We start from the raw sequence: 20,569 nt of genomic DNA, 5'->3' as shown, positions 1-20,569 counted from the left end.
TCTATCGCTATGCAGTGAAGTGTGGTTTATGCTGATCTCTGGATAGTATATCTTTCAGTAAACAGAAGGCGTAATAAGCATGAAGCAATTAACTGAAACATCGATAACATGCCCTTACTGCGGTGAAACCCTCGAAGTACTTATCGACCCTGCCGACGTGGGGCAGCAATATATTGAAGATTGCCAAGTCTGTTGTAAACCGATTAACTTCTTGATTTCAAAAGATGCAGATGGCGAGCTTGCTGTGGCTGCTTACAGTGACGACGAAGTCTTTTAAAAAGACTCGTCACAGGCACCTGTCTTTTAGTGTTTGTACCTAAAGGTATTACTATCGTCTAGAATGTCTATTCTGACTGGCACAACGCCTTTATTGGTACTGCCTATCTGTTCAAATGCCTTTTGAGAAAGGTCTATGATCCGGCCTCTAACAAATGGTCCTCGATCATTAATTTTTACATCCACAGACTTGTTATTGACCGTATTCGTCACCCTGACTACAGTACCAAATGGTAGGGTTTTATGCGCTGCAGTGTACGCCCTCATATTATACGTCTCGCCACTGGCCGTTCGCTTGCCATTATATTTACTGCCATACCAAGACGCCTCACCAACAAGGTCGTGAGATTTTGAATACGCTATGGTTTTAGGCGAACCGGTTGTTAATGTAGATGAACAACCTGTCAGCATCGCCAGGACGAAAATTGTGATAGTAAGACTTAATTTCTTCATGTTATGTTAGTACCGCTTTTAAGTAATGTTTCATTTGGTTTATGTCATTCTTAATTGCTTTAAGAATTCATCGCGGGTGAGACAGCTATTTTTCAATTTTGTTCGTAAAAAAGGGACTTTAAAGTATGTTGGAGCAAATATGTTGAAGCAAGTAGGGAAAACGAAGATCCAACCTAAACACAAAGCAACATGCCATTGCGGCGCTGTTGAACTGGAATTATCACTGCCAAATGGTATCGAAAATCCACGCCGTTGTGATTGTTCTATCTGTCGTCGAAAAGGGGCAATTGTTGGTTCAGTTAATCTAGATGGTATTCGCATTGTCAAAGGCAGTGAATATCTAAAATTATATGAATTTAATACCGCGACAGCGAAACATTATTTTTGTGCTAACTGTGGTATTTATACGCATCATCAGCGCCGTTCAAACCCCAGTGAATATGGTTTCAACATTGGTTGTCTAGAAGGTGTCAATCCATTTGATTTAGGTGATGTGGTCACCAATGATGGGGTTAATCACCCTGCAGATAGCTAGTATTAACTTAATCGTTCACATGGGAAGTGAAAGCCATTATTCTTTAGTTTAATGGCTTTTTATAACAAGTGCCTATTTATAACGACGACTACTTCTTACTTCTTACTTCTTACTTCTTACTGCTTGGCTGCATCCTTCGTTAAACTGCTGTGGACGATACTGATCCATACTTTTTCATTTAAAAAGCCTTTGCCCCAGACTTTCCATTGCTCACTCAAGCCTTTTTCCTGCATAGCTTCAAGGCTCATGTCTTGCTTCATCATCATTTCAATTTCGTTGCTGGTACCGACTAACATGTCTCTAAACGCGAGCAATTCTTCTTTGTTTGATATCGCGCCATGACCTGGTACAACAATGGTATCGTCACCTATTTCATCTGAAATATCGTGAATATTTTTCACCACACCACTCACACTGCCGTTGGTACCCACATCAATAAAAGGGAACATGCCACTGAAGTAGTGATCGCCCATATGGACTATATTGGCCTTTTCAAAAAAGATAACGCTGTCGCCGTCGGTGTGACCGTTCGGTAAATGCAGGGCTTTAATGATTTCATCGTTGAAGCGTAATGTGAGTGAATGGTCAAAGGTAATATCTGGTAGTGCATCGGCAGGATAAGGCTTAGATACCATGTTAAACAGCTTCACTTCTTGATGGCTATTTAGACGTAGATAGACATTGTCATGGGCAATGATATCTGCGTTTTTCCCCAACGCTTTATTACCTTGGGTATGGTCGCCATGCCAGTGAGTATTAAGTACATACTTTAACTCGCTTTTATAACTAGCGAGGGTTTCTTGCAGTGCAGGGCTCATCTCACTGTAATCACTGTCAACAATAAGCAGACCATCCTTACCCGTGGACAATAAGATGTTACCGCCTTTTCCTTGCAGAAATTGAAATCCAGGTTTGAGTTCTGTTACTTTAAAAGCCTTTTTATCGGTGTGATGATTATTAGTTTCATGATCAGCGGCTAGTGCGACGTTGGTAAAACAAAGTAATGTCGCCATCATTAATGAGGTGATTAGTTTGTTCATAGTCGGATTCCTTCCTTAAATTTGAGGCAATCAGATGTGCATGTGGAACCCAATGAGTTTAGTCTATTTCTCGTTAATTTGATTCGTATCGACATTATTGGGATATAAGTTAAGGGGGGAGGCTAATATGCTAGCCGATCGTTTACCTAGTTGCTTTAAATTGTTATTGTTTTGTTATTGAACCGTTAGAGCGCACTGAAACGCAGGCTATCTTATTTCGTCTGTATTTTATGCCTTAATTTTCAGTCGATTAATTCGGCGTTAGATAGCACCAATATTAGGAGTTAATGTGAACCTTATTGTGAATAATATAAAGTGGATTATGCTTATAGCAGGTTTACTTACTTGCTCGATGATATTTGCTGTGTTTGCACCACAAGCGGCCTTAATCAGTATGTTTGGTGAAGGACTTACCGAGCCTTTAGCGCAAGTTATTGTTAGAAGTTGGGGATTCCTCATTTTCTTGATGGGGGTATTATTAATCTATGGCGGGTTCAAACCTGTATACCGTAATCTCGCGCTTGTGCTTGTCAGTATTAGTAAAATAGCCTTTATCTCTTTGATTGTTATGTTTGGAAGTCAATATATTGATAAATCACTATTAACCATTGTATTCGATTCAGTACTCGTCATTATATTCGTTACATATTTAGTTAAGATGAAAAATACTGCCTAACAAGCTATAGTTTCAGTCCGCTTAATGCGGCTTTATGTATTCAAGGAAATTTTATGATCTATTCAACCACCGAATCAATACCAGGCAAGGAAATAGAAGAAATCGTCGGTGTAGTGACAGGTAACGTCGTGCAGGCAAAGCATATAGGGCGTGACATCATGGCAAGTTTAAAAAGTATTGTCGGTGGTGAAATCCGTGGCTACACAGAAATGTTAACTGAGGCTAGAGATACTGCTGTGCAACGTCTAATTGCCAATGCGCATGAAAAGGGCGCTGATGCGATTGTCGGTATTCGTTTTACGACAAGCGCAATTATGGATGGCTCATCTGAAATTATGGTTTTTGGTACAGCGGTTAAATTAAAAAAGTAATGACACATAATTAATAACAGTAGGTATCGCGCTGTCGCTATCTACTGTGACTTTAAATCAGTCAAAATCTGCATTATTCATCAGTGACATCAATCTTTAATCACTAAAGCGCGGTGCTTTCTTTCCTGTAAGTCAGAATAAGAATAGAATCAGCCCACGTGTAAGCTTACTGTTCATTTTATTAGTAGCACTGACCTAGGTGAAAATGCTGGGGAAATTGAGACGTGTTACTATTACAAATGTTAACATACGCCATATATTTACAGGCTTTGTCACCTTAGAGTGACGTTAGGTAGAGACCAATCATGCTTTCGGAATACGAACAAATAAAATTATTGTTAAAAAATAAGAGTCAGAACAATAATAAAGAAGAGCTAACACGCCTGCGCAAAGAGATCCCCACATTTGAATGTACGCCAGGATGCCACGATTGCTGTGGACCCGTGACGACTTCAGCAGAAGAAATGTCACGCCTGCCATATAAAACAGATGCTGAGCATGAGGCCGCATTAAATGAATACAACTGCGTACATCTTGGCCCTAAAGGTTGCACTGTGTATGAAGAGCGCCCATTGATCTGCCGATTGTTTGGCACCACGCCAAGAATGCCTTGTCCGAATGAACGCCGACCAGTAGAAATGATCGACGTTAAAGTCGAAGGGCAGATCCATCACTACATCAAGAACACACGACAAGTGTTGGTGTAGTACTGGCGTAGCACTGGTTAACGGATACATTAAAACGGACTGGAGAAGAAATGGAATTTATTCTTACAAACGAACGCACAACGCACTCGATTTAATCCGCATATCTTTTTAGCTAGTTAACAAGATAGTGACAAGGTACCGGCTGTCGAGTGGTGATAATAAAACAGAGGTAATGGGTGTTAAAGGTAGAAAAGCAAAAGCAGTTAAACAACGAATATGACGAGCAAGGTTACTTTGTCATTAGAAATTATTTCAGTGCAGCAGAGATCTCAGCACTGAGAGAAGTCGTGTTAAAATTTCATGAAAACTGGAAAGAAGATAATATTCAATTCTATCGCTCAGAAGCGTTTAATTCTTCGGTGATCACTGGCATCGATTATTTAGAATGCGACGATCGACTCAAGCTTTTCAATTTTATCAGTTCAACAAAAATGATGGATGCTGTGGAGTCGGTAATACCCCATGATGCAGCTTTTATGAATACTCAGCTATTCTTTAACCCTGTTAATCCAAAGCAAAAAGATTTTTGGCACCGTGACTGTCAATATGACTTTGGTGTTGAGCAGCAAAAAATAGCGGTTCAAGAAACACAAGTGGTGCATCTGCGTGTACCTTTGTTTGATGAGCTTGGCATGGAACTAATCCCGGGGACACATAAGCGTTGGGATAATGAAGAAGAGTTTAATGTACGCCAAGAGATTAATGGTAAAGTCAGTAATGACAGTATTTCTGGCGGTGAAGTCATTGGCTTAGCAGCAGGTGATTTATTGGTGTTCTCTGCAGATATGATCCACCGTGGCCTATATGGTATGGATAGATTAGCCTTGGATATCTTAGTCTTTGATCCTGATGGTGACTTTGCCGATTATGTTGATGATGAATGTTTGCCGAGCATTGAAATGTTGGGCAAAATTGCAGACCCAAGATTGTTTCAGAGTACGCTGGATCTAAAGGCGCAATGTTTGTTGGCAGAGAGCTGTTAACCTTTTAATGATAAATCGTTTATACTCAATGGTTAATACATACTTAATATCAGAATCGTCCGATGACAAAGGAATGTTATGTTTCTCCCTAAGTGTTTTAAAACTAAGCATTTAAAAACTAAGTGTTTAAAAAACCAATTTAAAAGCAAGCTTCAACGTCCGTTGAAATTAACTATCAGCACACTTTTGTGTAGCTGTATGCTGGTGGGTAATGCTGCTGCGTGGTCTGAACACAGTCTGATTACTTATCCAATATTGAATACCATGCCCGAAGTGGCAGAGCAAGCGCCGGTTAAGGTTGAAACGTTAGCGGAGTTTGTCACTGCAGAAGCACAGGGGCTGGAAACATTATTAGCCAGTAATGAAGCTTGGTTACGTCAACATTTTCCGTATTATAAACCGCGCCCTGATGCACTTGCATTTAATGCCGAAGCAAGTGATTTATTAATCCGTTTTATTCACGCTATTCGTATTAATCCGAATGCCCGTATTAACCCTTATGTGCAGTTGTTACCAGGGCAAGATACACAAGGACGTCGTAAAATGGCGTCATCTGAAGTGGCGGTTTTTACAAATTTAGATCATTACAATGCCATGAGGTTTGTCGAAGTTAAAAGTGGTGATCTGGTCACGCCACTCGAGGTGCTAGTGTCGGCCAATGATGATCCTGATAACGGCTTAGATATTGGCTTATTCGAAGACAGTAATACTGAGGCTGGTAAGTTATATGGCTTTGGTAAACAAGCGTTTGGTAATCCAGCGTTAGAGTATGGTACGCAAGCGCCGTTTCATATGGGCTTCTATCATGAGTCGAGTATATTATTTGCGTTAGCGCCATTCTTACGTGATACCTTCCCTGATTATCGTGTGCATATGTACAAAGCCTTATCTGAGTATGCTTTTAGTACTGGTCATGATTATTGGGGCTGGCGTTTTATGGGGTGGGGCATGCACTATGTTGGCGATATCGCTCAATCATACCACTCCACATTACAGCCGGGTGTGAGTACGGCATCGAGCTTATGGACCAATGCCAAAGACATGATGGGTTATCCACAAGCGAAAATAGATGCGATCCAGTTACTGTCTAATCGCCACTTGGTGTTAGAAGAGTTCCAAGAGATCATCACCAAGAAAGCCTATGAGGATAATGATTTTAGCAATGCGTTATTTAAAGCGTTAACTAAGCAAACTCGCGTGGTTGCATACACAGATAATACCTTTGTTGAGGTGTTTGCCAAAAATTCTTACGACAAATCAGATAAACTGGCTGAATACTTAGAGCGTTGGATACCTGAGTTACTCGTCAGCGACCCAAGTTTTGAAGTGGATGGCAGTCAAGAAATTGAAATGATTGTAGAGATGATCCGTGACCAACATGGTGAAGAGGGTATTACTCAGATGACTAATTTACTGGCTGAGTTTATGTCAGATCATAATGCTAACACGCGCAGTTTTGTGCGTTCAATTTTAAGCCATAAACCATAGCATCATGATGCGTCAATGATAAGCGTGGCGTATTTAACTTGAACTAGGAAGCACTACGATTAGAGGTAGTGCTTTTTTGTTGTTGATGGCTAACGGCTTGCGGTTAACTTTTTACCGGTAATAGTTCACGCTTAAGCACTTTCCCTACTGGGCTTTTAGGCAGTTCATCACGAAACTCAATATCACGAGGCACTTTATAAGCGGTCAGATAACGCCGGCAATGAGTTTGCACATCTTTGCTGGTTAGCGCTTTATTACTGCTACAGATGAAGGCTTTAACTTGTTCGCCCGTCACTTGATGTGGCAGACCCAAAACGGCGGCTTCTTCGATATCAGGATGTAATCGCAGTATTTCTTCAATTTCGACTGAATAAACATTAAAGCCAGAGACTAAAATCATGTCTTTTTTACGATCGACAATAAAGAAACAGCCATCTTTATCCATACGTGCCATGTCACCGGTCGAGAACCAGCCGTCGGCATCAATCGATTCAGCAGTGGCTTGTGCTTGTTTCCAATAACCAGACATCACTTGTGGGCCGCGTACTTGTAACTCACCAACAATGTTGATATCTAATGCTTGCTTGTCATTATTAACCACGCGCATTTCTGTTGATGGTAGCGGTACACCAATACCCGCGGTATAAGCTTGCTGGGTATGAATACCACTGCATACAACAGGCGAACATTCTGTTAATCCATAACCTTCGACAACGGGCATGCCGGTGACTGCTTGCCATTCTTTAGCGACGTCTTCTTGAGTCGACATGCCGCCTGCGATGGTGAAGCGGGCATGACTAAAATCTAATGCGCGGAACTTTTCATTCTTTAACATGCCACTGAATAAGGTGTTTAAGCCGAAGAAGATAGTGAAAGGGTAGCCCTTTAGTTCTTTGATAAAGCCATCCATGTCTCTTGGGTTAGTAATTAATAAATTACGCCCCCCGATCATCATTATAAACATCAGGCTGACTGAGTTGGCGAAGATATGATAAAGCGGTAACGGTGTCACCACATGGTCTTTTGACAACAAGGTGCGAGGCGAAAACTGCCCGTAAACTTGCAATACGTTAGCAACTATATTGCGGTGGGTTAGCATGGCGCCTTTAGCGACACCTGTCGTACCGCCAGTGTATTGCAGGTAAGCTATGTCTTCAGGTTTACAGCTTGGGCGGTTATACATTAACTTTCGCCCTGCAGTCAGCACTTTACGCATCGAGATTGCGTTTTCAATATTAAAATCAGGGATCATTTTTTTCACGTATTTTACGGCAAAATTCACCATAGTACGTTTAGGCTGTTGTAACTGATCACCTATGTTAGTCATGATGACATGTTCGATGCTGGTTTGTGGTAATACTTTTTCGAGGTTGGCACCAAAGTTACTAATGGCCACAATCATCTTAGCGCCAGAATCGGTCAATTGATGCTGTAATTCCCGTTGGGTGTATAACGGATTAACATTAACGGCAATTAAGCCCGCACGCAGTATGCCAAATAGCGCAATAGGGTATTGTAATAAATTGGGCATCATAATAGCGCAGCGATCGCCTGGCTGCATCTTCAGATCGTGCTGTAAGTAAGCCGCAAAAGCGCGGCTTTGTTGCTCAAGTTGGCGAAAGGTTAGCGTAGCGCCCATATTTAAAAAAGCGATTGAATCAGCGTGTTTCTCGCAACTTTGTTCGACGATATCTAAAATGCTGTCATATTGGGATATATCAATGAACTCAGGCACATCGCTAGGGTATTTTTTTAACCAGGCTTTTTCCATGTTAAAATTCTCTATAGGGTAATATACACTATATTATCTTACAATTGACGCATTGGTTAGTTGATAATAATCATATGTGCATGCATCTATATTACTTATACTGCTGTTTTTACAATCATAAAAGGTGCCTGAATTGCATGCTAAGCCAGCATTTCAATTTGTGCATGGCTTACTGCTTTATTGCACCGGTATTTTTGTATACACTGCATTAATTAAACATCAATAACGATGTTTATCCTTATTATTACGTAGTCACACGGATTGGACGTTACTAGGTACTTTTCCTTTGCTCCAAGATCGCGCTAGCCAAATGGCACTTTTTCATACTCTGGTACAAACCGGTAGTTTTACTGCTGCTGCACATACACTCAGTGTGTCGGTTTCTCATGTCAGCAAACACCTTAAATGCTTAGAAGCAGATTTAAACGTCAAGTTGGTGCAACGATCCACCCGCAGTTTCACGCTAACGGATGCCGGACAACAATTTGCGCGTTATTGCGCTGACGTGGTAAGTAGTGTGCAAGACGCAGATGTGATGATGGCTAACTTGCAAGATGAAGTCAGCGGTATTCTGCGGTTAGGCGTATCGCAATCATTTGGCACGATTCATATCATTCCCGCGATTGAGCAATTTAGAAAGCTACATCCAGACCTGCATGTTGAAGTGAGCCTGTTCGATTATAAAACCAATATGATTGATGATGGTTTAGATCTTTGGCTAACCAACATTGAAGATATTCCAGAAGGTTACGTTGCCCAGCATTTAGCGGATACCCGTTTTGTTGTGGCGGCATCGCCCGATTACCTGATGCATCATAGTGCGCCATTACATCCACAAGAACTGGAACAGCATAACTGTCTTATCTACCAAAGTCGCGAACGTAACTATGGCTTATGGTCATTTAAGCAAGGTCATGACGTGATATACATTAATGTGAATGGGGATTACCGTGTTGATCTAGCTGAAGCGATCCGCGATGCGGCGATATCGGGGTGGGGCATTGCTTACCTAGCGACGTATTTACTTACCGATGAGTTTAGAACGGGTAAGTTAATACAACTGTTACCGGAATGGCAGGCGAGTCAGGCTATGCGTTTTTATGCTGTATACCCAAGCCGTAAGCATTTACCGAAGAAGATCAGCGCGGCAATCGTCTTTTTTAAAGAATATATTGGTCAACCTTCATACTGGGATCAACAATTAAAGTCGCAGATCACCATTTAATCTCAACAACTTATCTTTTCATGGGGAAATATTTTTTCCATATGGAAATAATGCCCTAAATATGATTATAGAAACGTTATAAAACAACTATCTAGCTATCACGTGACACCGACTTTATTTAATTGTAACAAGCAGGTAACTTACTGGACTTGCTGTAAAAATGGCGCGGACTACAATACGCGTCTTTATAATTTTAAGCATCCAACAGGTTTGTTCCATGATATCTATTTTAGGCATAATAGTGATCCTATTAACGGCGTATTTTTTCTCTAATGACCGCCGTAATATCCCCCTTAGAACAGTCTCACTCGCGTTTACATTGCAGATCACGTTCGCTTTTATCGTATTATATTTTCCAGCTGGCAAAGAAGCGTTAAACAGTTTTAGTGCTGGTGTATCAAATGTCATTGATTATGGCCAAGAAGGTATCTCATTTTTATTTGGTAGTTTAGTCGAAGGCACTTTTGTTTTTGCGATTAACGTATTGGGTATTATCGTGTTCTTCTCGGCGTTAATCTCGGCGTTGTACCATATTGGTTTCATGCCTAAAGTGATTAACATTGTCGGTGGTGCTTTACAGAAACTATTAGGCACAGGCCGTGCGGAATCACTCGCAGCTACTGCCAATATCTTTGTTGGTATGGTTGAAGCGCCATTAGTGGTTAAACCGTATTTAAAAGGCATGAGCGACTCGCAGTTCTTCGCTGTGATGACGTGTGGTTTGGCATCGGTTGCTGGTGGCACGTTAGTCGGTTATGCGATGATTGGTGTGGAAATAAAATTTTTAGTGGCGGCGTCATTTATGTCTGCGCCTGCAGGTTTGTTAATGGCGAAGTTCTTGTTCCCACCGGCAAAAAATGAAATTCATGCAGATGAAATCACTAAAGTTGAATTACCACGTGCAACAAACGTAGTTGAAGCACTTGCTGACGGCGCGATGGCTGGTTTAAGCATGGCGACTGCGATTGGTGCGACATTGTTAGCCTTTGTTGGTGTTATCGCGTTGTTGAATGGCATGTTAGGTGGTATCGGCAATTGGTTTGATATGACGTTAAGCTTTGAAATCATTTTAGGTTATGTGTTTGCGCCTGTTGCTTGGTTGATTGGTGTGCCATGGAATGAAGCAATTGTTGCAGGTTCATTAATTGGTAATAAGATCGTGGTGAATGAGTTTGTTGCCTTTATTCAATTGATGGAAGTACAAGATCAGTTAAGCGCACATTCCCAAGCGATCATTACCTTTGCGTTATGTGGTTTTGCCAACATCAGTACGATGGCTATCTTGATTGGTGGTTTAGGCAGCATGATCCCTGAACGTCGTCAGTTTATTGCTAAACATGGCTTCCGTGCTATTTTCGCTGGTGTATTGGCTAACTTAATGAGCGCTGCCATTGCCGGTGTTATTTTAAGTTTATAGCTTTTGATTAGTAAGCGATAAGATGCAAAAAAGGCTAACGAGTATTAACTTGTTAGCCTTTTTTTATAGTTTTTCTATAATTTTTATATAGCTGCTTTATATCGATTGATATACTTCCGTTACCACAGTACATAGTATTAATGCAGTAACGGCTATTTTAGCGAATAGATTTAGTCGAAAGTTACTTCAACTGTTTTTGCTACTTTCGTCGCTTTATCGATAGCGTCAATGGTATTAATACCACGTGCAAGCGTAACCCCTAAGCGGCGCTGTCCTGCAATCTCAGGTTTACCAAATAAACGAATTTGACTACCAGGAACACAAGTCAACGCTGGTGCTAGTTGATTGAAGCCAATATTAGTCGAGTTACCTTCGGCAAGAATAACAGCTGATGCAGATGGGCCAAACTGTTGAATTTGGGTAATCGGCAGCCCTAATACAGCGCGTACATGTAAAGCAAATTCAGACAAGTCTTGTGAAATTAATGTCACCATGCCGGTATCATGTGGGCGTGGTGATACTTCGCTAAAGAACACTTCATTGCCACGAATGAAGAGTTCGACACCAAATAGACCATAACCGCCTAATTCTTTCACTACTTTTTCTGATACTGCCTGTGCTTTAGCAAGTACCTCATCACACATTACCTGCGGCTGCCATGATTCACGGTAGTCTCCATCTTGCTGGCGATGACCGATTGGTGCACAAAAATGAATGCCATCAACAGCGTTGATAGTCAGCATGGTGATCTCGAAATCGAACTTAACAAACCCTTCGATAATGATACGTCCAGCGCCTGCTCGGCCACCTTCTTGGGCATAATCCCAAGCTTGGTCAATATCGGCTTCATCACGAATAATACTTTGACCTTTACCTGATGAACTCATCACTGGCTTGATCACACACGGGATGCCAATTTGTTCAACAGCGGCAAGGTATTCAGCTTTATTATCGGTGAAGATATACGGTGAAGTAGGGAGTTGTAAGGTTTCTGCGGCAAGAAGACGAATACCTTCTCTATCCATGGTTAATTTAGTTGCACGGGCTGTCGGTACGATATTGACACCTTCTTGCTCTAGTTCAAGCAGAGTGTCTGTGGCGATAGCCTCGATTTCTGGGATAACGTAATCTGGTTTTTCAAGCTCAATAACACGTCTTAACGCGTCACCATCTAACATGCTGATGGTATGGCTTCGGTGTGCAACTTGCATTGCAGGTGCATTGTCATAACGATCAACGGCAATCACTTCAACGCCTAAACGCTGAAACTCAATGGCGACTTCTTTACCCAGTTCACCAGCGCCTAATAATAATACACGTGTTGCACTTTTGCTGTTGGCAGTACCTAACATAAACAGTTCCCTATTAATTGATTATAAATTTGGTGGTCAAACAAATGATAATTCACTAACTTGTTGTCTTTTAAGTACTATAGTTAATTTAACTAGACTAATACACTGCATGATATAGCGATTTATACATAAATGGAAGCTTTAACTGTTAATCTGCTTGTAACGAGTGAAAGTATGGCTTTTTGTGGGGTGTCGGTCATTAGCTTTATACCGCGAGGTCGCTCATTGCAAAAATGGCACTGTATAAACCAATTAATAGGATGACTGAAATCAGGCAGCGACGGCGAAAAGTTAAACCCGATTCGGTAAGTAAACTAGGGCGAAATAAAAAATTGATAGGATTGAATAAAGTTTGATAGCAAAATAACGAGATACCATCTTTTCTACCATGTGTAACTAAATGATAGAAGTAATAGCAAAAACGGAGCAGTAAAACGGGAAAGGCAACATAAATAACAGCAATAAGTGCTAAATTAAGTGCTGTTATTTGTACCTTAACATTGAATATCATTTGCCAGTCTTGCGTAAATAAAAGTAGAGTTATTGCAGTAATTACCATGGATGAAACAATAAATAAAAGGCTGTAGCTTAATAGTATTTGCCATTTTATGGTGATGTTTCGCATGATACCTCCTGATCTGATAACCTATTTACGGTTAACATTAACTACCTATTTATGATTAAGAACAATGTGTCGTTAGTTAATATTATGCATAATAGGCATACATCATAACGACTTACTCGTCACTTAATTATTAAGGCATTATAATGACTACATTGATTTCACGTTTTTTACGTTATGTCAGTTTTGATACGCAATCCGATTTTACTGTTGATTCTTGCCCAAGCACATCAGGCCAAACGGTCTTCGCTGAACTACTACAGCAGGAGCTACAGTCTCTAAACTTAATGGATGTAAAACGCGATAGTAATGGCTACGTATCGGCACGCCTACCAAGTAATATTAGCACACCTGTGCCAGTTATCGGCTTTATAGCCCATATGGATACGGCTCCTGATGCCTCGGGTAAAGGGGTTAAACCGCAAATTGTTGAAAACTATCAAGGCGGTGATGTGGATTTAGGTCACGGTGAAAAACTGTCACCGATTATGTATCCAGAATTAAATCAATTACATGGTCAGACTCTAATCACCACTGATGGAACCACATTACTTGGCGGCGATAATAAAGCAGGTATTGCAGAGATTATTACTGCGATTGCTTATTTACAAGCAAACCCTGAGATTAAGCATGGCGATATTTGCATTGCGTTTACACCAGATGAAGAGATAGGACGTGGTGCTGATCTGTTTGATGTGTCAGGTTTTAATGCGCAATGGGCTTACACCATTGATGGTGGTCCGGTTGGTGAGTTAGAGTACGAAAACTTTAATGCCAGCTCGGCAAATGTCGTTTGCCACGGCGTTAATGTCCACCCTGGTTCAGCAAAAGGTAAAATGGTTAACAGCATGGGGATTGCAGCGCAGTTCCAAACGATGATGCCTGCTGATGAAACACCTGAATGTACCGAGGGCTACGAGGGCTTTTATCACCTTAACTCAATGCAAACGAGTGTTGTTAAAACGACATTGAATTATATTATTCGCGATTTTGATACCACCGGATTAGCCCACCGTAAAGCATTTATGCAGCAAAAAGTTGCTGAATTAAATAGCGAACTTGGTTGTGATCGCATAGAAGTTAAAATAAGCGACAGTTATAACAATATGCGTGAAATGGTAGAGCCTCACGCACATATCATTGAACTGGCTACGCAGGCGATGATTGAGTGCGATATACAACCGGACATTAAACCTATTCGTGGTGGTACTGATGGGGCGCGATTATCCTTTATGGGACTTCCTTGCCCGAATATCTTCACTGGTGGTTATAACTTTCATGGTATTCATGAGTTTATCACGGTAGAAGGGATGGAAAAATCAGTACAGGTTATTGTTAAAATCGCGGCGTTAACGGCGAAGAAATACCAATAGGCTAGTAACTAAAAGCTCGAATTAACAAGGCTAATTAGGCCTGATACCAACACAGTTGTCAGGCATATCAAGCTGCCCTTGTAAAAACTGTATACAATGATCTAGCTTTCTATTCAGCGCTTTATCATGTAATAACGCGACTTCATCTTGAATTTGCAGCTCAAAGAGTAAGTACCAAAATACTTGTTCCTTTGAGCTCGTGATCTTGTTATCCACGATGTTTAAACGCTGCCAGTCTTGTAATATTTCCCAACCATAATCAGAGAGTATGCTGTAGCTGAGTTTGTGATTCATAAACTGATGAATGTGTCTTATTAACAATTCAGATTTTACCGTGATGAAATTACCTTCAAGCATAAATCGACCTCCAATTACCGTTAACTGAAGACGTCTTCATCAGTCAATTGTAAACAACTTGGCATTCAAATTCACTTTGTTTAATTTAAACTAGCTTGGTGAAATTCAATTCAATTCAATTCAATCTAAGGTAAGCATAAGTCATGATTTGTGATTTGTATATTTATCGGGAATAGGCTGATAGTGGCAATATGCGGGGGAGGGCTGACCTCATTGATTTTAATAGTACAAATCAATGAGGTCTATTTTTAACTTACTTACTATTTATCTACTAACTATTTACGTGAGCTTTATTTTGTTATTTATTTGACTACCATTGTGAGTGTTGTTTGGGTACTTGTTGATGGCACATTACTTTGATGACTTAACACAAAGACGCGTCCCGCATCGACTTTACTCACATCACGTAAATGGGTTTTAATGGCATTAGCCCGTGCTTTTGCTAAACGTCTTAATTGCTTATCAGTCACCGTTTGTAACTTACTGCTTTGAGTATATAAACTACGTAGCCAAACTTGCTCCAACTCTGCATTTGCGAGTTCAGGTTGTTGTGTCGCAATTGCAGTGCGTAATGCATCTGCTTTACCTTTGGTTTCTGATTCATACAAATTAACTAGCGCACTAGTTACCTTTGTCGATTCTGGAAGTGTGGTTTCGTTACTGTCTAATGTAATAACAATGCCCGATGATTTAGTTAATTTGCTATTTAAACTGCTATTTTGCAGTGCTTTTTTATCTAGGTTACTGTCATAACTACCCTTGACATTTAGTTTTATTTCAGGGCGTTTTGCGAGGGCTTTCGCTAATGTATCGAGTTTACCTTGTTCCGTTTTCGCGAGTATTGTTGAGCCATTGGTAAAACTTACCTTGTCTAAATCATCGGTCGTATCAACAAGGCTAGCTAATAATGTAAATGGCGAAGTTACGGCTTTAAGAATTATGTTACTTAATGATTTTAGAACAATCTCACCGACATTAAAGCTCGGATCATTAATATCACCAGATACGTTAACGCCTAAATCAATTGCGCCACTGCTGTCTTTTAGCAATGGAATCGCTAAAGTAACAGGCAGAATACTACCCACGTCACTGTCTTTGGTGTCATTCATATCTAATTGGTCAATTAAAATATGGTTGCTACCCTCTAAGTGATTTTTTTCTAATTTGTATTTAAGTGCAAGAGACAGCTGACCTTCATCAATGTCTAAGCCAGCATAAGTACCAGAGTAGGGGGTCATTGACGGCAATTCAAAGTTATTAAACACAAACTCTACATCAATAAAAGGTTCTGGGATTAACGGATTAACCACCCCTTTTAAGGTCATAGGCGCATATTTATTAACGATGGCTTGTATGTCAATTTCTGCATTTTTGGTTGTGGTCGAGGATATTTTACCGATATGACCTGCTATCTTATCGATAGTGGCTTCAAAACTCGGTTTAAGTACGTTGTCGGTATAATCGACTTTACCTGCGAGTAACGTGAATTTATTTAATTCAATTAACATATCAGCCGCTGGCTCTGTATTTACAGCTGGTGTTGAGTCTGTTGCTGTTACTTCTTCCGCTGGTTTTTTTTGTTCCTTCTCAGACGATTTCTGCTCTATCACTAAGTCCGAAATATTTGAACTTTTATCTGCAGCAACGATGACTTGTGCATAAGGTTGGGTCAACTTGATATGATCGATCAGCAGGCTATTTTTTTGTTGATCAAGGGCGATACTGTTGATAGTAAAGTCTTGCCATTTGAGCAGTGACTTATTTAATTTTTTATCATGAATAGCCAGTGTTTCAACTTGCACTTCACCACTGAAACGGGCTGTCCCCTTACTATCTGCGAAAAGGTCACCTTTAGTGCTGAAGTAACCACTGTCTAGGCTGATATTCAGGTAAGGCGTAATATAAGGTTGAAATTGAGTTAAATTCAGTTTTTCGAGATTGAGGTAAGCATCAATGGATTGTTGCTTAATATCAATACTACCCTTAGAAGTAAAACTACCGTTATCATTAATGCTCAGTGCCAGCTCATAATCAATAGGGGCATCATAAGTGCTCGATATTGCTTTGGTGCTGAAGTTTAGTGGTGCGATGCGCCATTTTGTGGCTTTAGTGATCCATGAGTCAACAATGTTGATATCATAATTTGTTAAATTAAATTCACTAATATTAAGGACCCACACACGCGCGTCTGACCTTGCTTCAATTGCTGCTACTTGCTCAACAACTGATTCGACTTCTATTTCTGATACGGTTTCGATGACATCGACAACCGAACTGACAACAGAATCTTGTTCTGTGGTGTTGCTCGTATCTGCAGGTTTTACAACTACGACACTCGGAGCGGGGTTGCTAGCCTGCGCTGTTTGCTCGTTAGTTGCTGACTTTGGTGTTAACAATGTCGCTAAATCGACTTCGCCTTTATGAATGCTGGCATTAAGTTGCAAGCCGTCGGTACTGACATTATCGATACCCACAAGTTGCTGTTCTAAATCTAACGCGATACCTGCAGCAGTAAATAACGGCAGGTTAATCAGTTCGTTATCTTCTGATACTAATATCAGTGAACGTAACGCAAATTCACCGGTGTCAGTGATCAGCTGCGGTGTTGCTGTTTCTGCATTGGGTGTTATGTTACCTATAAAGTGGTAGTTAGTGGCTAGGTCAATAACGCCTGATTCTAACTCCGCAATAATTTCTTTGGCAATAAAAGGCCAGAATGTGGTGAGTTTTATGTGTTTCAGTGCCAGTTCGCCTTGAGCTTCTAATGGCGTCAACTGGAATCGACCAGCTGTGGTGACAGCACTTTCATCACTGCCTTCAATGCTTAAATCAAAACTGTTGTAAGTCGGTGTCGGCGCATTGCCTTGCTGTTTATTCTCTAACATGGCAATACTGTTGAACTGAGTCAGTGATACATTGATTGCTGGGTAGTCTAGCTCTGCACCTGTTGGCTGGTCTTTAAAATTAAACGCGGTATTAGTGATACTGATATTCGCAATTTGCATATGCGGCAAGTCAGTGCCTTGATCTGTCTCCTCTACGACAGCGTCTACGGTAACAAAACGTTTCGACTGTTCTTCCATGTATTCTGGGATATCGGAAAAGCTGAATCTAGTTTCATCTAGTCTTTCTATATTAACAGCAGCTTGATCGATTTCGACTGTTTCAAGGTTAATACTGCCATTGAACAAACTCTTCCAAAGGTTAGCTTGTAATGTGATTCGACCAAGATTGATGAACTCTTCTTGGTTCGGCGTTTGGATCTCAAAACCTTTAATTTCAAATCTGAGTGTAAAAGGATTAATGGATACATCTTCTAGCAATACTGGGCGGTTAACTAAGGCGCTGGCTTTTTCAGGTGCGATGCTTTTAACCAGATAAGGTACAAGTAAACCTAGCAACATAGCATAGATTAAATAGGCAACGAGCGTATAAGTCAGCAGGCGTTGATAGCGTGGTGCACGTGAGAAGCGTTGACGAAAGTTGGAAGTGGTATTTGCCATTGGGAATGTAAATCCTTTTAAATACAATCAATAGACTTAATTATAGGATATCAATGGCAAGCATAACAGTTATTATTCTAACCATTGTTGATGTAATTGTTCGCTGTCTCCTAAATAATCTAATAACCAGGCGATAGCGGGGCTCATGCGTTTAGTATTCCAGGCTAAACAACAATCGCTAACTGGTAAGGCTGTAATGACTTCTTTTTCTACTAGTTCACCCGTTAAGAGTAGTTTATTGGCCATGTGTGCAGGCATGATTGCAATTCCTAAGCCACCTTTTAACAGTTGTGTCGCACTGTGCCAGTTCGGAACGACCAAGCGGCGTTGGTTGTCGAGCAACCAAGTTGTACGTTTAGGCAACTTACGCGCAGTGTCTTCTAAACAAATCACCGGATATTTTGCCAGGGTTTTATTATCAATTGCTTGTGTTGCATTTGCCAATGGGTGGTTAGGACTGACGACAAATGTCCACTTGAGTTCGCCCATACTACGGTAATCAAATCCACCGCTCACTGGGATTGTTGCTGTCGCGCCAATGGCGATATCAGCACGTGAATCGGTTAAGGCGTCCCAAACGCCGTTGTATACTTCCATGGTTAATAGCAGTTCAACATCCGGAAACGCGTTATAAAAATCACCAACCATAGTATTGATTCGACCTTCATGGACGACATTATCTAACGCGAGAGATACGCTTTCGTTCCAACCATTCGCGACACGCTGGGTTTGAAACTTCATGTGGGCCATTTGTTTGAGTAACTTACGTGACTCAACGACAAAGTATTCGCCCGCAGGGGTAAGTTCAACCTTTCGGTGTAGACGGATAAATAAAGCTACTGCTAACCGCTCTTCAATATTACGCACGGTATAGCTGATGGCGCTGGGTACTTTACAGAGTTCGTCGGCCGCTGCGGTGAAACTACCACGTCGTGCAACAGCGTCAATAACCTGCAGATCTTGTTGAGAAAACATACGTATCAAATTTTTTGATGTCAATGGTCAAATATTAGCGTTTCTCAAACGTGAATGCCAGTATTAAAATAGCAACATCATCATTCGTCTATGTAGTTAAGCAATGAACAATATTAAACACAATATAAAAAGTAATGGCACTGTAAATGCCAAAAACACCGCGTCAATGAGCACAATGATCTGGTTCTCTGGACTAAGCATGCTGGGTTTTCTAGCAACGGATATGTATTTACCTGCATTCGAAACTATCCGTCATGAGTTTGGTACAACACAAACACTGATCAGCTTATCGCTGAGTATTTTTTTGTTAGGGATGGCGTTAGGCCAATTAGTATATGGGCCTTTATCGGATCGTATTGGCCGTAAAAAAATGTTGTTTGTGGGTATGACTATTTTTGTTATATCCACGGTGGTTATCTCTGTTTCTAACAGCATTGAATTGTTTTTAGTTGCGCGTTTTGGTCAAGCGTTAGGGGCGTGTGCTGGTACTGTTATTTGGCAGGCCGTGGTGATTGACCGTTACCAAGGTAAAGCATCGGAACGTGTTTTTGCAACCATCATGCCGCTTGTTGCTTTGTCTCCAGCATTAGCACCTTTGTTAGGAGCTGGCCTAGAAGAGTTCTTTGGCTGGCGTAGTATCTTTGTTGTGCTTGTGGTGATTGGTTTAGCTTTATCTTTGGCGACAACGAGGCAGGAAGAGAGTGCGCCTTTAGATAAAAAGCAAGAAAAGTTAACCGTGCAGTTAGTGCGAGATTATAAGCAGATTGTAAAATCAAAAATATTCATGGGTAACATGTTGATTTTTGCGGCATGCTCCGCTGCTTTCTTTGCCTATTTAACAGGTTCACCGTTCATTATGACTGCGATGGGTTATACAGGGGCGGATATTGGTCTGAGTTACTTACCTCAGACAGTTGCTTTTCTTGTTGGTGGTTATGGTTGTCGCAGCTTGTTAACCCGTTTTAGTGCGAAACAATTACTGCCTTGGTTAATCACTTTGTTTATCGCCACTGTAGTAACTATGTTTGTGATTACATTTGCGACGGCACCGACGACTATTTGGCCTATTTTGATCCCATTCTGTTTCTTAGCGGTCGCTAATGGGGCGATTTATCCATTGGTAATTAATGCTGCACTGGCTGATTTTAAAAATTGCAGTGCAACTGCAGCGGGCCTACTTAACTTCTTGCAGACGATGTTTTGTTTCTTAGCGAGTAGTGTGGTTTCTGCATTTTCTGAGCAAGGACTTTATGCGGTGACGGCGGTTATGTTGTTCCAAGGCGGGTTGATTGTGGTTGGTTATCTATTAGCTAAGCATAAAAAGCTTGCAGAGGTTGTTGCTGAAGTTGCTGTCGCTTAAGGCTTGACTAGCGTAGGTTACTTAAAATTGACTACTAAAAAGGGAAAGACAGTTAATGTCTTTCCCTTTTCATTTTCATGTGTTC

Annotated in this window: 19 protein-coding genes; 11 read left to right on the top strand and 8 right to left on the bottom strand. The window is 40.9% G+C overall.

Annotation, left to right across the window (positions count from 1 at the left end; genetic code table 11):
* The first annotated feature begins 79 nt into the window (after positions 1–79).
* A complete protein-coding gene (locus FR932_RS07935) occupies positions 80–277 on the top strand; it encodes a CPXCG motif-containing cysteine-rich protein (RefSeq protein WP_019439986.1) in 198 nt (65 codons plus the stop codon).
* A gap of 26 nt (positions 278–303) precedes the next feature.
* Here FR932_RS07935 and FR932_RS07930 read toward each other — a convergent pair whose 3' ends face one another.
* Positions 304–729 carry a septal ring lytic transglycosylase RlpA family protein gene (locus FR932_RS07930; RefSeq protein WP_019439987.1) on the bottom strand — a complete coding sequence of 142 codons (426 nt, stop codon included), beginning with the start codon at positions 727–729 and terminating at the stop codon, positions 304–306.
* A 139-nt stretch (positions 730–868) separates the two neighbouring features.
* On the opposite strand from FR932_RS07930, the gene FR932_RS07925 reads away from it, so the two are divergent.
* On the top strand, positions 869–1,264 hold the full coding sequence (locus FR932_RS07925) for a GFA family protein (protein ID WP_019439988.1): 396 nt from the start codon (positions 869–871) through the stop codon (positions 1,262–1,264).
* A 116-nt stretch (positions 1,265–1,380) separates the two neighbouring features.
* Here FR932_RS07925 and FR932_RS07920 read toward each other — a convergent pair whose 3' ends face one another.
* Positions 1,381–2,304 (bottom strand): MBL fold metallo-hydrolase, encoded by a 924-nt coding sequence (locus tag FR932_RS07920; RefSeq protein WP_019439989.1) that lies wholly within the window; start codon positions 2,302–2,304, stop codon positions 1,381–1,383.
* A gap of 322 nt (positions 2,305–2,626) precedes the next feature.
* Between FR932_RS07920 and FR932_RS07915 the strand changes: the two genes are divergently transcribed.
* The 5 genes from FR932_RS07915 (at position 2,627) to FR932_RS07895 (ending at position 6,529) form a co-directional block, all read left to right on the top strand.
* The gene (locus FR932_RS07915) at positions 2,627–2,980 is read left to right on the top strand and encodes a hypothetical protein (protein ID WP_240532353.1); all 354 of its coding nucleotides are present in this window, start codon (positions 2,627–2,629) and stop codon (positions 2,978–2,980) included.
* A 53-nt stretch (positions 2,981–3,033) separates the two neighbouring features.
* The gene (locus FR932_RS07910; RefSeq protein WP_019439991.1) at positions 3,034–3,351 is read left to right on the top strand and encodes a heavy metal-binding domain-containing protein; all 318 of its coding nucleotides are present in this window, start codon (positions 3,034–3,036) and stop codon (positions 3,349–3,351) included.
* Positions 3,352–3,656: 305 nt separating this feature from the next.
* Positions 3,657–4,058, top strand: a complete 402-nt coding sequence (locus FR932_RS07905; RefSeq protein WP_019439992.1) for a YkgJ family cysteine cluster protein — start codon at positions 3,657–3,659, stop codon at positions 4,056–4,058.
* 176 nt (positions 4,059–4,234) lie between these two features.
* Positions 4,235–5,041 carry a phytanoyl-CoA dioxygenase family protein gene (locus FR932_RS07900; RefSeq protein ID WP_019439993.1) on the top strand — a complete coding sequence of 269 codons (807 nt, stop codon included), beginning with the start codon at positions 4,235–4,237 and terminating at the stop codon, positions 5,039–5,041.
* Positions 5,042–5,239: 198 nt separating this feature from the next.
* On the top strand, positions 5,240–6,529 hold the full coding sequence (locus FR932_RS07895; RefSeq protein ID WP_240532354.1) for a hypothetical protein: 1,290 nt from the start codon (positions 5,240–5,242) through the stop codon (positions 6,527–6,529).
* A 103-nt stretch (positions 6,530–6,632) separates the two neighbouring features.
* Here FR932_RS07895 and FR932_RS07890 read toward each other — a convergent pair whose 3' ends face one another.
* Positions 6,633–8,300 carry a long-chain-fatty-acid--CoA ligase gene (locus tag FR932_RS07890; RefSeq protein ID WP_019439995.1) on the bottom strand — a complete coding sequence of 556 codons (1,668 nt, stop codon included), beginning with the start codon at positions 8,298–8,300 and terminating at the stop codon, positions 6,633–6,635.
* A 286-nt stretch (positions 8,301–8,586) separates the two neighbouring features.
* On the opposite strand from FR932_RS07890, the gene FR932_RS07885 reads away from it, so the two are divergent.
* Both FR932_RS07885 and FR932_RS07875 read left to right on the top strand, forming a co-directional pair.
* Entirely contained in the window at positions 8,587–9,525 is a 939-nt protein-coding gene (locus tag FR932_RS07885) for a LysR family transcriptional regulator (protein WP_019439996.1), read from the top strand.
* Between the two features lie 217 nt (positions 9,526–9,742).
* Positions 9,743–10,942, top strand: coding sequence for a NupC/NupG family nucleoside CNT transporter (locus FR932_RS07875; RefSeq protein ID WP_019439997.1), 1,200 nt, complete (start codon positions 9,743–9,745; stop codon positions 10,940–10,942).
* A 170-nt stretch (positions 10,943–11,112) separates the two neighbouring features.
* On the opposite strand, the gene purT is transcribed toward FR932_RS07875, so the two are convergent.
* Positions 11,113–12,294: a formate-dependent phosphoribosylglycinamide formyltransferase gene (gene purT, locus FR932_RS07870; RefSeq protein WP_019439998.1), complete on the bottom strand. Its 1,182-nt coding sequence runs from the start codon at positions 12,292–12,294 to the stop codon at positions 11,113–11,115.
* A gap of 205 nt (positions 12,295–12,499) precedes the next feature.
* On the bottom strand, positions 12,500–12,919 hold the full coding sequence (locus FR932_RS07865; RefSeq protein WP_019439999.1) for a hypothetical protein: 420 nt from the start codon (positions 12,917–12,919) through the stop codon (positions 12,500–12,502).
* Positions 12,920–13,062: 143 nt separating this feature from the next.
* Between FR932_RS07865 and pepT the strand changes: the two genes are divergently transcribed.
* Positions 13,063–14,289, top strand: a complete 1,227-nt coding sequence (gene pepT / locus FR932_RS07860) for a peptidase T (protein WP_019440000.1) — start codon at positions 13,063–13,065, stop codon at positions 14,287–14,289.
* Between the two features lie 30 nt (positions 14,290–14,319).
* Here pepT and FR932_RS07855 read toward each other — a convergent pair whose 3' ends face one another.
* The 3 genes from FR932_RS07855 to punR form a co-directional block, all read right to left on the bottom strand.
* Complete coding sequence (locus FR932_RS07855; RefSeq protein WP_019440001.1) at positions 14,320–14,646, bottom strand: hypothetical protein; 327 nt, start codon at positions 14,644–14,646, stop codon at positions 14,320–14,322.
* Between the two features lie 302 nt (positions 14,647–14,948).
* Positions 14,949–18,149 (bottom strand): DUF748 domain-containing protein, encoded by a 3,201-nt coding sequence (locus tag FR932_RS07850; RefSeq protein ID WP_019440002.1) that lies wholly within the window; start codon positions 18,147–18,149, stop codon positions 14,949–14,951.
* Positions 18,150–18,221: 72 nt separating this feature from the next.
* A complete protein-coding gene (gene punR / locus FR932_RS07845) occupies positions 18,222–19,124 on the bottom strand; it encodes a DNA-binding transcriptional activator PunR (RefSeq protein ID WP_019440003.1) in 903 nt (300 codons plus the stop codon).
* Positions 19,125–19,227: 103 nt separating this feature from the next.
* On the opposite strand from punR, the gene punC reads away from it, so the two are divergent.
* Entirely contained in the window at positions 19,228–20,484 is a 1,257-nt protein-coding gene (gene punC / locus FR932_RS07840; protein WP_019628758.1) for a purine nucleoside transporter PunC, read from the top strand.
* The last annotated feature ends 85 nt before the right edge of the window (positions 20,485–20,569 follow it).

The sequence above is a fragment of the Moritella marina ATCC 15381 genome (assembly GCF_008931805.1).
Classification (GTDB): Bacteria; Pseudomonadota; Gammaproteobacteria; order Enterobacterales; family Moritellaceae; genus Moritella; species Moritella marina.
Note: the sequence above shows the minus strand (reverse complement) of the source record. Positions and strands in the feature narration are given on the sequence as shown.